12 protein-coding genes are annotated in these 13848 nt (G+C 46.8%); 10 read left to right on the top strand and 2 right to left on the bottom strand.

Translation table 11 applies throughout. The features are described 5' to 3' along the window. Window positions 1-13 precede the first annotated feature (13 nt). Window positions 14-1822, bottom strand: coding sequence for an L-lactate permease (locus NLX67_RS00490; RefSeq protein ID WP_254309943.1), 1809 nt, complete (start codon window positions 1820-1822; stop codon window positions 14-16). 148 nt (window positions 1823-1970) lie between these two features. Here NLX67_RS00490 and NLX67_RS00485 point away from each other — a divergent pair, with 148 nt between their 5' ends. The 4 genes from NLX67_RS00485 (at window position 1971) to NLX67_RS00470 (ending at window position 5803) form a co-directional block, all read left to right on the top strand. Further along, complete coding sequence (locus tag NLX67_RS00485) at window positions 1971-2687, top strand: FadR/GntR family transcriptional regulator (protein WP_256519478.1); 717 nt, start codon at window positions 1971-1973, stop codon at window positions 2685-2687. Window positions 2688-2935: 248 nt separating this feature from the next. Continuing rightward, complete coding sequence (locus NLX67_RS00480) at window positions 2936-3652, top strand: (Fe-S)-binding protein (protein WP_254309942.1); 717 nt, start codon at window positions 2936-2938, stop codon at window positions 3650-3652. Between the two features lie 13 nt (window positions 3653-3665). Continuing rightward, complete coding sequence (locus NLX67_RS00475) at window positions 3666-5096, top strand: LutB/LldF family L-lactate oxidation iron-sulfur protein (protein WP_254309941.1); 1431 nt, start codon at window positions 3666-3668, stop codon at window positions 5094-5096. Next, window positions 5093-5803, top strand: a complete 711-nt coding sequence (locus tag NLX67_RS00470; RefSeq protein ID WP_254309940.1) for a LutC/YkgG family protein — start codon at window positions 5093-5095, stop codon at window positions 5801-5803. The genes NLX67_RS00475 and NLX67_RS00470 overlap by 4 nt, the downstream gene beginning before the upstream one ends. A 293-nt stretch (window positions 5804-6096) precedes the next feature. Here the strand turns inward: NLX67_RS00470 and NLX67_RS00465 are convergent, their stop codons facing one another. After that, window positions 6097-7242 (bottom strand): ROK family protein, encoded by a 1146-nt coding sequence (locus tag NLX67_RS00465; protein WP_254310470.1) that lies wholly within the window; start codon window positions 7240-7242, stop codon window positions 6097-6099. 141 nt (window positions 7243-7383) lie between these two features. Between NLX67_RS00465 and xylA the strand changes: the two genes are divergently transcribed. From xylA to NLX67_RS00435, 6 genes are all read left to right on the top strand, one after another. Continuing rightward, the gene (gene xylA / locus NLX67_RS00460; RefSeq protein WP_254309939.1) at window positions 7384-8694 is read left to right on the top strand and encodes a xylose isomerase; all 1311 of its coding nucleotides are present in this window, start codon (window positions 7384-7386) and stop codon (window positions 8692-8694) included. 78 nt (window positions 8695-8772) lie between these two features. Further along, complete coding sequence (gene xylB, locus NLX67_RS00455; protein ID WP_254309938.1) at window positions 8773-10269, top strand: xylulokinase; 1497 nt, start codon at window positions 8773-8775, stop codon at window positions 10267-10269. 12 nt (window positions 10270-10281) lie between these two features. Then, window positions 10282-11205, top strand: a complete 924-nt coding sequence (locus NLX67_RS00450) for an aldose 1-epimerase (protein ID WP_254309937.1) — start codon at window positions 10282-10284, stop codon at window positions 11203-11205. Window positions 11206-11260: 55 nt separating this feature from the next. Continuing rightward, a complete protein-coding gene (locus NLX67_RS00445) occupies window positions 11261-11476 on the top strand; it encodes a hypothetical protein (RefSeq protein WP_254309936.1) in 216 nt (71 codons plus the stop codon). Between the two features lie 12 nt (window positions 11477-11488). After that, window positions 11489-12712 (top strand): MFS transporter, encoded by a 1224-nt coding sequence (locus NLX67_RS00440; RefSeq protein ID WP_254309935.1) that lies wholly within the window; start codon window positions 11489-11491, stop codon window positions 12710-12712. Between the two features lie 33 nt (window positions 12713-12745). Then, window positions 12746-13810: a M20 family metallopeptidase gene (locus NLX67_RS00435; RefSeq protein ID WP_046178434.1), complete on the top strand. Its 1065-nt coding sequence runs from the start codon at window positions 12746-12748 to the stop codon at window positions 13808-13810. Window positions 13811-13848: the final 38 nt, after the last annotated feature.

The following is a 13848-nucleotide window of genomic DNA, read 5'->3' as shown; positions in this document are numbered from 1 at the left end:
GGGCGGATTTTTTTTAACGGACAGCTGCTGTTGTTAAGCCGTTTTTCGCTGTCATTAAACGGGCAAGATAAGCGATCACAATGACCGCATAAATAATCAGCCATACGTTGATTGTTCCGTGGATAATCGCCATGCCGAGGAATCCGGCAGCAAGCAAATAATATGTCATTGGCAGGAGGACACGGCGGATGAGCGCACCTTCTTTACCGATTAGTCCGACTGTCGCGGAAGCTGCGACAACATTATGCACGCAAATCATATTACCGGCCGCACCGCCGACAGCTTGAAGCGCCACAACAATGCCGGACTGCTGCACATCAAGACCGATATTGCCGGCCGCTCCAAATTGGAACAACGAAAACATCATGTTGCTGAATGTGTTGCTTCCGGCGATAAAAGCGCCAAGTGCGCCAACGGCAGGTGCCGCGATCGGCCAGAAATCACCGGCAACAATAGATACACTTTCCGCCAAAATAAGCGGCATGTTTTGCCCAGCTAAATACTCTGTTGCTGCATTAACTTTATCCGCCGCAAGCGACGTGTTCAAGAAAATTTTGATCATCGGGACGGCGAAAATAAGGGCGACTCCGGCTGAAACAGCCGTTTTAAATGAATTTTTCCACGCGGCTGTGTACGTTTTTGTGTTCATCTTATGAAGGAAAAAGGTCAAAACAGACACAACGATAAAAACAAAGCCCGGCAAAAAAAGCGGCGTTGACGTTGTTGTAATGCCAGAGCCGAATGTATTTTCGAACACGAGAGCAGGCGCTTTTAAAGCCGCCGTTAAAGGCTCGACTGTACGCGATGCAACAAGCAGCCCGGCAACCAAAATGTACGGAAGCCACGACATGCCCATTGAGATTGACCGCTGTGATCCTTCTTCGCGTTCCGGCTCATGATTCAGCTTGCCGAACCAGTCTTCCTCCCAATGGCTTCTTGGCGCAAAATCAAATACTTCATCCTTTGGCATAAACAAGCCTTTCTTCGCAGCTGGAACAACGATCAACAACGCAACAAGCGCACCGAGCAGCGAAGGAAATTCCGGACCAAGAAGCACGCCGATGATGTAGTAAGGAAGAGTAAAGGAAATTCCGGCAAATAGGGCGAATTTCCATACTTTCAATCCTTCACGGAATGATTTATTTGGTCCAAAGAAACGAGTCAGTGTTGCTACGACAAATAACGGAATTAACATTCCAACAATCGCATGAATCATTGCCACATTAGACGTTATGTACATTAAATACTCTGCATAGTTCATTCCTGTTCCTTGCAGAGATGAAAGAACAAGCGGCTGATCCGTCAATCCTGTATTGACACCAATTTGAATGGGTGTTCCAACTGCACCGAATGAAACCGGGGTACTTTGAATGATCAAAGCTACCATAACAGCTGCCATCGCCGGGAAACCGATGGCAACAAGAAGTGGTGCAGCAACAGCAGCAGGTGTCCCGTATCCAGCGGCACCTTCGATAAATGCACCGAACAGCCAGGCGATAATAATTGCCTGAATGCGGCGGTCTGGTGAAATGCTGGTGAAACCGCGGCGAATCGTATTAATGGCACCGCTTTCTTTTACGGTGTTTAATAAAAGAACAGCACCAAAAACGATAAAGATAACTTCCAAAGCAGTAATGACGCCATTAAAGGCAGCACCTGCAACAACATTGCCGTCCGTCCCCCAAACGAATAAGGCAAGGGCGGCTGTAACAACTAACGCAACAGGCATTGCGCGGCTTGCCGGCCAGTTTAAAATAACTAGAAAAAACATAATGGTTAGTATGGGCACAATCGAAATAAGTGATAATGCAAGCAAGCTCATTCTTTTTTCCCTCCCCAAGTAAGCGATTTCAATTATAAATTGATTAGGTCATCAGATGACCTGTTTTGATTATACGGGTAACGTTTTCAAAAAATCAATAAAAATTTTTCTTTGTTGTGTATATAATAGACGAGAGGTGAGGTCGACGTTGAAATATAAACAAATTAAACCGAAAAAAATATATGAAGAAGTAGCGGACACGCTGCTTGATTCGATTCGCTCTGGTGAACTACAGCCGGGTGAAAAGCTTGATTCTGTTCAGCAGCTGGCTGAAAGCTTTCAAGTGGGGCGGTCTGCGATTCGGGAAGCACTCACATCACTTCGAGCGATGGGGCTTATTGAAATGCGGCAGGGAGAAGGCACGTACGTAAAAGCATTTGAACCTGGAGGGATTGCCTTTCCGCTGCAACGTGCTCTTTTAATGAATCAGGCAGATCTGCAAAACTTGATGGAAGTACGCAAAATTTTAGAAACAGGCATTGCTGTTTCGGCTGCAAGACGTCGTACAGATGAAGATATTGCGGCGATGAATGAAGCTCTTTCCGACATGGTCGCTTATTCGGGCGATCCAGAAAAAGGAGAAAAAGCGGATTTGGCCTTTCATTTAGCGATTGCCTCATCAGCCGGAAACGATTTACTGCTCAGCTTGATGAATCATGTATCCGATATGACCGCCGAATCAATGCGGGAAACGCGGCGCATTTGTTTATACGAAGCGAGTGCCACAGTTGAACAGTTAAATCAGCAGCACGATGCTATTTTCAAAGCGATTCATGCAGGTAATCCGGAAGAAGCCCGTACAGCCATGGCCGCTCACTTGGACTATGTCGAAAACGTGTTGCGAGACTATATGAAAATGAATTGACATCGCACTATTTTGAGTGATTTCGCACAAAATTCATCAAAATCGCACCATTTCATCTGCTTTCGCACCACTTATGAAAAAATTGCTCGTTACCCAGGTAACATCGCACCATTTTAGGAAAAAGCCGCACATAAGCCGGCTTTTTTTGTATGCAAGAAAACCATTGGAAAATGAAAGCGTTTGTTGTATCATAAAAAGAAATCATATTATACAGGTCATCAGATGACCTTACTTTTGGGGTGAGCAACGTGAAGGTTACGCTTTTTATCACATGTATCGTCGATATGTTTCAAGCGGATGTGGGCAAAGCAACAGTAGAAGTGCTTGAACGGCTCGGCTGTGACATTGAGTTTCCAATGGGGCAGGTGTGCTGCGGCCAGCCGGCATATAACTCGGGCTATGTAGAAGATTCAAAAGACGCGATGAAAAAAATGATTGCAACATTTGAAAACGCGGAAGTCGTTGTGACGCCTTCTGGTTCATGTGCAACGATGTTCAAGGAATACCAGTACATTTTTCATGATGACCCGGTTTGGCATCCGCGTGCGGAAAGATTGGCCGCGAAAACATATGAGCTGACTGAATTTATTGTCGACGTGCTGAAAGTGAAAAATGTCGGGGCGAAGCTGAACGGTGTGGCAACCTATCATCCATCGTGCCACATGACACGCCTTCTTGGTGTAAAAGACGCACCGATGACATTGCTTCAAAACGTTGAGGGGCTTCAGTTTGTTCCTCTGCCAAATGCGCATAACTGCTGTGGCTTTGGCGGCACGTTTTCTGTAAAAATGGGCAATATTTCCGAGCAGATGGTTGACGAAAAAGTAGATTCAGCAGAACAAACAAAAGCAGACTTCTTAATTGGCGCGGATGGAGGCTGCTTAATGAACATCGGCGGCCGAATTGAACGAAGAGAAAAACCAATCCGCGTCATGCACATCGCGGAAGTGTTAAACAGCCGGTGAGGGGGATAACAACATGGCAATGAAAATCGGTGAAGGCAAATTTAAAGACAACGTCAATAAAAATATGGAAGATACGTTTATGCGCGGCGCGGTGGCCGGCGCACAGGAACGGCTCCGCACACGCCGGCTCGATGCAGCGGAAGAACTCGGCAACTGGGAAGAGTGGCGGTCGCATGGAGAAGAAATCCGCAAGCACGTGTTAGATAACCTGGACTACTATTTGCATGAGCTGACCGAAAATATTCAAAAGCGCGGCGGGCACGTGTTTTTTGCTGAAACGGCTGATGAAGCGAATTCGTATATTCGGGAAGTCGTCAACGGGAAAAATGGCAAAAAAGTGGTCAAAGCTAAATCCATGGTCACAGAAGAAATCGGCTTAAATCAAATTTTGGAAGATGAAGGGTGCGAAGTGATCGAAACGGATCTCGGCGAGTACATTTTACAGCTTGATGAGCATGATCCACCGTCTCACATCGTCACGCCGGCGCTTCATAAAAACAAAGAACAAATTCGCGACGTGTTTGCCCAAAAGCTTGATTACAAGCTCACATCAAAACCGGAAGAACTGGCGCTTCATGCTCGTAAAAAGCTGCGCCAGGAATTTTTAACAGCGGACATCGGCATCACCGGCTGCAACTTTGCGATCGCGGAGTCCGGATCTGTGGGACTTGTGACAAACGAAGGAAACGCGGGTCTTGTATCAGACATGCCGAAAACGCAAATTACGGTAATGGGCATGGAGCGGATCGTGCCGACATTTGAAGAATTCGACGTGCTTGTGAGCCTGCTGACACGCAGTGCAGTCGGTCAGAAATTAACAAGCTACATCACAGCCCTGACAGGCCCTCGCGAGGAAGGGGACGCTGATGGACCGGAAGAATTCCACCTTGTCATCGTGGATAACGGACGTTCGAAAATTTTAGGAACGGAATTTCAGTCGGTGCTGCAGTGTATTCGCTGTGCGGCGTGCATTAATGTCTGCCCGGTGTACCGTCATATTGGCGGCCACTCTTACAACTCGATTTATCCAGGACCAATTGGCGCTGTGCTCACACCACTTCTCGGGGGCTACGATGACTTTAAGGATTTGCCTTACGCATCAACGCTTTGTGCCGCTTGTACGGATGCCTGTCCGGTGAAAATTCCACTGCATGAGCTGCTGCATAAGCATCGGCAAGTTATCGTCGAGCGGGAAGGGCGCGCTCCGATTTCAGAAAAACTGGCGATGAAAGCATTCGGGCTTGGCGCAGCATCTAATCCGATGTATGCGGCCGGCTCTAAGATGGCCTCTGCGATGATGAAGCCGTTTACGAAAAACGACCGTATTTCAAATGGGCCTGGACCGCTGAAAGCGTGGACGGAAATCCGCGAATTTCCAGCGCCGAACAAAGAACGGTTCCGTGACTGGTTTAAAGAACATGAAAAAGGAGGCGGGGAAAAATGATCCACCACCGTGATTCTTTTTTAAATAACGTGGCCGCTCAGCTCGGCCGCAGCCGCAATACAAGCGTGAAGCCGGAGCGAAACTGGCAATTCCGTCCGCAGGATAAAACACTTGCGGACAAGTCACCAGACGAACTGATGAACGTGTTTCGCGACCAATGCCAGCTTATTCATACAGAACTTATTGAAACGACCGGCGAAAAATTAGCAGACGTACTGGAAGCGACGGTTAATTTATATGGCGGTGGCCCGGTCTCCATTTGGCAGGATCCGCGCTTTGCTGAGTTTGGTCTTGGCGGATTGATCAACGAAACGTGGCCGGCACGCAACGTTGAAGTAAACGAATGGGATGCTGCCCGTGGCAAGGAAAATGTGGCGGAAGCGGAACGGGCGAATATCGGCATTACGTTCAGTGACATGACACTTGCGGAATCCGGCACAGTCGTTTTATTTTCCGGTGCAGGAAAAGGCCGTTCTGTCAGCTTGCTGCCGCATAAGTATATTGCGATTATCCCGAAAAGCACGATTGTCCCGCGCATGACGCAGGCGGCGCAGGAAATTTCCCGCCGCGTTCAGGCAGGGGAAACCATTCCTTCGTGCATTAATTTCATCACAGGTCCAAGCAACTCCGCCGACATCGAAATGAACCTCGTGGTTGGCGTGCATGGACCTGTGAAGGCCGCTTATATCGTGGTGGAAGATTGCTAGGAAAAAGAAACGTCACAGCTATTCACGCTGTGGCGTTTTTTTTTGTGGAAATTCCGTTTTACGATCATATTGAAAACGATTACAATGAAAGAAATTTTAGATCGGATGAACTGTTAGACCGGATAAATACGTATGTGGAAATACGATTACATGGTAACCAAGAGCTGTTTTTAAGCCGGAATAATGATTTTTGGGCCGGAATCCATGGCGCCAAGGGCGGAAAAACATTTTTCCGGCCCAGGAGCACGGGAATCCGGCCCTCTTTTTTATATTTCAGCCCAAGCTGCAGAAGTTTATGCGGTAATGCCGTTAATAAACTGCTCGATCATCATCGAACACGCCCCAAGTGCCGGCGCATTCTTTCCAAGCGTTGAAGGTAGGAAGGCGCATTCTGTATCGAAGCGGACATTCATGCGGGATGACAGTGTGTTTTTCAACGCGTTCAGCACAAATGGATTGGATTCAATCAGCGGATTGCGTAAAATGACGGCTTCCGGATCAAATGTATTGGCAATATTAACGAGTCCGATGCCTAAATAATGACCAAAGTTTTCAAGCGCTCGGAACAGCTCAACATCATTTTTCTGAAGGCGGGAGGCGATTTCATCATCATTCCACTCTCCGGGCAATGACTGGCGGAACGCTTTTTCCGAAGCATACAGCTCCCAGCAGCCGCGATTTCCGCAATTGCATTTTGGCCCATTAAAATCAATGGTCATGTGACCCATCTCACCGGAAAAACCGTGGACGCCGCGGTACAGTTCATTGCCAAGGACGAGTCCGACGCCGATGCCTGTGCTGACACTGATATAAATAAAATCATCATATGCTTTTGCTGCTCCATATATATTTTCGCCATACGCGCCGGCGTTTGCCTCATTTTCAATCGTGACCGGTACGTTGAATGTACTTTCGACTATTTTTTTTAATTCAACGCCATTCCAGTGTGTATTTGGCGTTAAGACAATTTGTTCTTCACGGTTCACAAGCCCGGGCACACAAATACCAATGCCGATGAGGCCATATGGAGAAGCGGGCATTGTGTCGATCATCTGTTGATTCGTTGTTAAAAGAAGAGCGATTGTTTCGTCCGGCGAAGATTGTTTTAAATCGAAATAACGTTCGGTTACAATCGATCCATCCAAATCGGTTAAAAGAACGGTCATATCATCCACACCAATGTCGACGCCGATGGCATAACCCGCTTGTTTATTAAACATAAGCATAACAGGACGGCGCCCGCCGCTTGACTGGCCCTGCCCGATTTCGAAAATGAATTTCTCATCGACCATTTCTTGAATTTGAGCGGACACGGTAGACTTATTTAAGCCGGTCGTTTTTGATAAATTCGCGCGTGAAATAGGAGAATGATGAATAACCTCCTGTAAAAGCCGCCGCTTATTCATTTTTTTCACTAAGTTTTGATCTGCAATCATTATATTTGCCACTCGCTTTGTTGTTTATTTAAATAAAGTTCTCTTTTATTATAACGAAAAGCTTGAAAAATGAAAGCGTATTCTGCTAAGATACTAATTAAGTTAGTTTAACCAAACAACAAACATAAAAAGGGAGGCATTACTATGTATTTTGAAAACGTAAATAAAGTTCAATTTGAAGGAGCCCATTCTAAAAACCCATTCTCATTTAAGCATTATAATTCGAAAGAAGTCATTGGCGGCAAAACGATGGAAGAACAGCTTCGTTTTTCAATCGCCTATTGGCACACATTCACAGCGAACGGCAGCGATCCATTCGGTGCCGGCACGATGCAGCGCCCATGGAATAAATATTCCGCTATGGATCTCGCCAAAGCGCGTGTTGAGGCGTCATTTGAATTATATGAAAAACTAGGTGCACCTTATTTCGCATTTCATGATCGCGACATCGCACCTGAAGGCAGTAATTTAAAAGAAACAAATGAAAATCTTGATGTTATTGTATCGATGATTCAAGATTATATGAAAACGAGCAATGTGAAGCTTCTTTGGAACACAGCCAACATGTTTACGAATCCACGCTTCGTTCACGGGGCGGCAACAAGCAGCAATGCGGATGTTTTCGCTTATGCGGCGGCGCAAGTGAAAAAGGGATTGGAAACAGCGAAGCTTCTTGGTGCGGAAAACTATGTGTTCTGGGGCGGCCGTGAAGGGTACGACACATTATTAAATACGGACTTGAAACTCGAGCTTGATAACTTGGCGCGCTTCCTGCATATGGCGGTCGATTATGCAAAAGAAATCGGCTACGACGGCCAATTTTTAATTGAGCCGAAGCCAAAAGAGCCGACAACGCACCAATACGATACCGATGCGGCAACAACATTGTCTTTCCTTCGCCAATATGGACTCGACAGCCATTTTAAATTAAATCTGGAAGCGAATCACGCAACGCTTGCCGGTCATACATTTGAGCATGAGCTTCGCACAGCGCGCATTAATGGCATGCTTGGTTCGGTTGATGCGAACCAGGGTGACCCGCTTATTGGCTGGGATACAGATGAATTTCCAACCGATCTTTATTCCACTACACTTGCGATGTACGAAATTTTGCAAAATGGCGGGCTTGGCAAGGGCGGCTTGAACTTTGATGCGAAGGTGCGCCGTGCTTCCTTTGAAGCAGATGACTTGTTCTTGTCGCACATTGCCGGCATGGATGCATTCGCCATTGGTTTAAAAACAGCGCATCGATTAATTGAAGACAAAGCATTTGAAAACGCGATTGCCGACCGTTACAGCAGCTACACAACAGGCATTGGCCTTGAGGTCGTGGAAGGGCGCGCTGATTTCCATTCGCTTGAAAAATATGCACTCGAAAACAGCCAGATTCAAAATCGTTCAGGACGGCAGGAAAACTTAAAAGCGATCCTGAACCAGTATTTGCTGGGGAACTAAAATAAAAAAATAAAAGCGGACCGGAAAATCACCTAAGAGCTGGGGGAATCCGGTCCCTTTTTCAAAGGAGCGGAAAAAATGAAATACGTAATCGGGATTGACCTCGGTACTAGTGCGGTGAAGACAATTTTAGTAAATTCGGCAGGTGACATTTGCGCGGAAGCATCAAAAAGCTATCCGCTTTTTCATGAACGGGCAGGCTGGAGTGAGCAAAATCCGGATGATTGGGTAACGGGAACGATTGAGGCTCTGCAGGAGATGATGAAGCAGGCGAACGTACCGGCGGAAGACATTATGGGTATCAGTTATTCCGGCCAAATGCATGGGCTTGTACTCCTTGATGGGCAGCATCAAGTTCTTCGAAAAGCAATTTTATGGAATGATACACGGACAACGAAACAATGCGAAGAGATCACCGAAACGCTTGGTCAAAAGATGCTGGCTATTACAAGAAACCGGGTACTGGAAGGATTTACGCTTCCAAAAATCCGCTGGGTGCAGGAACACGAGCCGGAACTGTTCCAAAAAGCGGCCCTCTTCTTGCTGCCAAAAGATTACGTGCGCCTGAAAATGACCGGGAACGCTCATATGGATTACTCGGATGCGGCTGGGACGCTTTTATTGGATGTCATGAATAAGGAGTGGAGTAAAACGATTTGTGAAGCATTTCATATTCCCTTTTCTCTTTGTCCGCCACTTGTCGACTCAACCGAGCGAACGGGTACACTTCTTCCGTTTATTGCGGAACAAACCGGGCTGCGCGCAGAAACGCCTGTTTTTGCGGGCGGCGCGGACAACGCGTGTGGAGCAATTGGCGCCGGTATTTTAAGCGCGGGGAAAACGATGTGCAGCATCGGCACATCAGGGGTCATTTTAGCGCATGAGGACGATTCTGCCCGTGATTTTGAAGGGAAGGTTCACTTTTTTAACCACGGTAAAAAGAACGCGTTTTATACAATGGGTGTGACGCTTTCCGCCGGTCATAGCCTGCAATGGTTTAAAGACACTTTTGCGAAAGATGAGTCGTTTGATGAGATGCTGGCAGGGGTTGGAGACATTCCGCCGGGCGCTGGCGGGCTCCTGTATACTCCTTATTTAGTCGGTGAACGGACGCCTCATCCGGATTCAGTCATCCGGGCAAGTTTCATTGGCATTGACAGTGCCCATACGAGAGCCCACTTTGCAAGAGCCGTCATGGAAGGTATTACGTTCTCTTTACAGGAATCTATTGAAATGTTCCGCAATGAAGGAAAAGTGGTCGACGCGGTGATTTCAATCGGCGGCGGGGCGAAAAATGATGTATGGCTGCAAATGCAGGCGGATATTTTCGATGCCAAAGTTGTGAAGCTGCAAAACGAACAAGGGCCGGCGATGGGTGCTGCGATGATTGCGGCGGCTGGAAGCGGAATGTTTGACTCTCTCGAACAGTGCGCAGATGTATTCATTAAAGAAGAACAGACGTTTAAGCCAGATTCGGAACGGGCAAAGCAATATCAATCACTGTTTTCTATTTATCAGAGAGTATATGATCAAACAAAGGCAATTAACGAACAACTGCGGTCATTTCGCGCGTAAAGGAGTTTTTTTATGATTCAGCACGTACTATTTGATGGCATTGAGGCGATTCAAGCGTCTAACGATCATCTTCAACTGCTTCTCATCCCGTCGTTCGGCAGCAACGTCATTTCGTTGGTTGATTTGAAAACAGGACAGGAATTGCTCGTTAAACCGGATTCTTTTGCGGCGTTAAAAGAGAGTCCAATTTTGCACGGCATTCCGGTTTTATTTCCGCCGAATCGAATCGAAGGCGGGACGTTTACGTTTAATAATGTCATCCATGAGTTTCCGATCAATGAAATAGGCAAACATCATATTCACGGCTTTGTGTATGATCAGCCGTGGGACGTAACAGCGCAAAAAGAAGAAGATGGAATCATCACGATTGAAACAGCGATTGGGCTACATGAACCGGAGATTTATAAAGATGTGTTGATTCATTTAACGTACGAACTGAGTGGACAGGTGCTGCGCCAGAAAGCCATTGTAAAAAACAATGGCAGCGAGTCTTTTCCATGGGGCATCGGCTACCATACTGTTTTTCGATTTGATGAAGCAGTTTCTACATTTTCTTTAACGAACAAAAGCCAGTGGACGTTAAGCGAAGAAGCGATTCCGACGGGGGAACAAGTACCGGGGGAGCCGTTTCACAATAAAAATATACAGGGTGTGCCGCTCGATGATGCATTTGCTGCTGTTGAACAAGGAAATGAAGCAGTTTTGACTAACAATGAAACGGGCCAAATGATTAAGTACCAGACCGATTCTTCGTTTAAGCATTGGGTCGTCTATAACGGAAACGGACATGAAGGCTTTCTTTGCCCCGAGCCGTACACGTGCATAACGAACGCATTCAACATGGATCTGCCGCATGAAACGACCGGACTGCGTGTTTTACAGCCGGGTGAAGAAGACCGTGTAACAGCCCAAATAGAGATAGCACATCCGCAGTGATCTTACTGCGGATTTTTTGGTACAATGAGGAAAAGAGCTGAAAGAAGAGGATGAAATGAAAAAATCACTCATCGAAACGCTTTTAAATGGAACGCCGCCGGATGATTACTTACAGAGAGAAGCGGAGGAGCTGAGCTGCGTGGAGACTGATCCTGACCCGCCAATCGTTCAAGCGGCAAAAGAATGGCTCGCGCCAGAACTCAAGGTGCTGCTCATAACGACGGGATTGACGGTCGGCATGATGGGCATCGGATATGTGCTGATCTTTTAAGGGGATTGAAAAATGAAATGGAATTACTTTTTTATGCTGGCGACAGTGTTCGTCGGCTTTCTTATTTTTGGCTTTTCGGAAAATGTAAAAGGACCGGCAATGCCGCGTATTCAAGCAGATTTTGAGCTCGATGCCTTTCAGGTTGGCACACTTCTTTCATTTAATTCGATCGCCTATTTGCTTGCGTGTACGTTTACCGCTTACTTAACAAGAAGATTTGGCATCAAAGTGGTGAGTGTGGCATCGTTCGGATTTATGACTTTATCTGGTATATTCATTTATTTTTCTACTACATACACCGGCCTTGCCGGGGCCTATTTTTTTATGTACGTCGGAAATGGCATGCTTGAAATTGTGTTAGCGATTTTAAGCGCGCGCCTATTCGTGAAAAATACCGGGACGATGATGAACCTGGCGCATTTTTTCTATGGGCTCAGCTCGATTGTCGCGCCCATACTGGCCTCTGGTTTAATGAATGTGACAATGGGCGGAGTGCTGCTGGATTGGCGCGGCATGTATTTGATCGTGATGCTGCTTTCGCTTATTCCGATGATTCCAGCTTTCGCAAGCCGGTTCCCGGCAGATGATTTTCAAGCAGAAAATCGGCTGCCAATGCAAACGCTGATGCGGGATCCGGTTATTTGGCTGATCGTCCTTATTTTATCGTTTGGCGTCGTATCGGAAATGTCTGTCGGCGGATGGCTCGTCAACTTTTTAGAAAAAGCGTACGGCTGGAGTAACGCGGATGCGTCCAAGATGCTGTCGATTTTCTTTTTGTTTTTTACCTTTTCACGATTGTTTTTAGGACCGATTACAGATCGGATTGGCTTTACAGTATCGCTCATTTTATTTGGAGGCTTATCCGCATTGTTAACTTTTATTGGGCTTGTGATCGGCGAGCCCGGTGCGATTTTGCTGGCAGCGGCCGGAATCGGTATTGCACCTGTTTATCCGACCGTCATGGCGATGATTGCCCGCCGGTATCGTGAAAACAGCGACACCGCAATTACGTTTGTTGTCACGATAATGGGCATCGGCACAGTAGCCGGTAATTTTATCATTGGCGCGATTATCACCGGCATCAACCGAATCGTTGCCGAACAGGCAGGAGCAGAAATGGGTGTGGTGCGTGGTATGCAGGCGGGCTACGCATTTATTGGTATTTGTGCGCTTTTTTGTGCACTGTTCAGCTTCATTTTGTATGTTTATTTGTGTAAACAAAAGGAAGTTATATAAAAGACGGTTTTTGCAGTAAAGGAGAGGGAGCGAATGAAAGAATCAATAGTATCTTTAACACGAAAATTGGTTGAATTCCGAACGGTGGAAAAAGACCGGATTAACGCGGCCGCCGAATATTGTTCGGAATGGCTGGCAGCGAATGGTGTTCATGCGAGAGTCATTGACAATGAAGGGTTGAAAAGTGTCGTTGCCATCATCGGCAAAGAAGGGCCGACGATTATTTTAAATGGCCATTTAGACGTTGTACCGGCAGGACCGGATCAATTTATTCCATACGTCGCAGATGGAAAGCTTTACGGACGCGGGAGTTTTGACATGCTTGGTTCGATAGCGGTGATGATGCATGTGATGGCTGAGCTCGTTCAAGAAGAGCTGCCGTGCAAGGTGATGCTCGCTCTTGTGCCGGATGAAGAAAAAGGCGGGCAAAAAGGAACAAAGTATTTAGTAGAACATGGGTTAATTGGCGATGTCGTCATTTGCGGCGAAACGACAAACCTGGATATTGCTGTACAGGCGAAAGGTTTATTGCAGCTGGAAATAGAAATTGAAGGTGTCTCCGCTCACGGCAGCCGGCCGTGGCTTGGCGATAATGCGATTTTAAACGCCGTCGAGACGTATAAGAAGATTGAAGCACTGCCTATTTTTAATGTAAGTACGCCTTATTTCGAGCATCCGTCGCTTAATCTTGCCCGGATCCAAGCCGGCCAGGCCATTAATCAAGTACCTGACCGCTGTATTATGGACCTTGACATTCGCTATTTGCCGGGGCAGAATCCGTCCGTTCTGCTCAGTGAAATAAAAGGGGTGGTAAATGGGACGATTCGGGTGCTGAGTGAAGGGGAGCCTGTGCAAACAAACCCAGATCATCCATTAATCGTCCGGCTCCAAAAAGCGGCCGAGCGTATATGCGAACGAAACATTCAGCTGTTTGGCCAGCATGGGACAGCCGATACACGTTTTTATGCGGCACGCGGCATTCCGGCGGTCGAATTTGGTCCATGCGGCGCCAATCATCATGGGAAGAATGAATATGTTGATACAGCTTCACTGGTTACTTATAAAGAAGTACTAACCGAATACATTTGCGGGTTTTAAGTGAAAAAGCGGTCACCATGGTAAAAGGTGACCGCTTT

Source organism: Domibacillus sp. A3M-37, from assembly GCF_024213455.1.
Classification (GTDB): domain Bacteria; phylum Bacillota; class Bacilli; order Bacillales; family Domibacillaceae; genus Domibacillus; species Domibacillus tundrae.
Note: the sequence above shows the minus strand (reverse complement) of the source record. Positions and strands in the feature narration are given on the sequence as shown.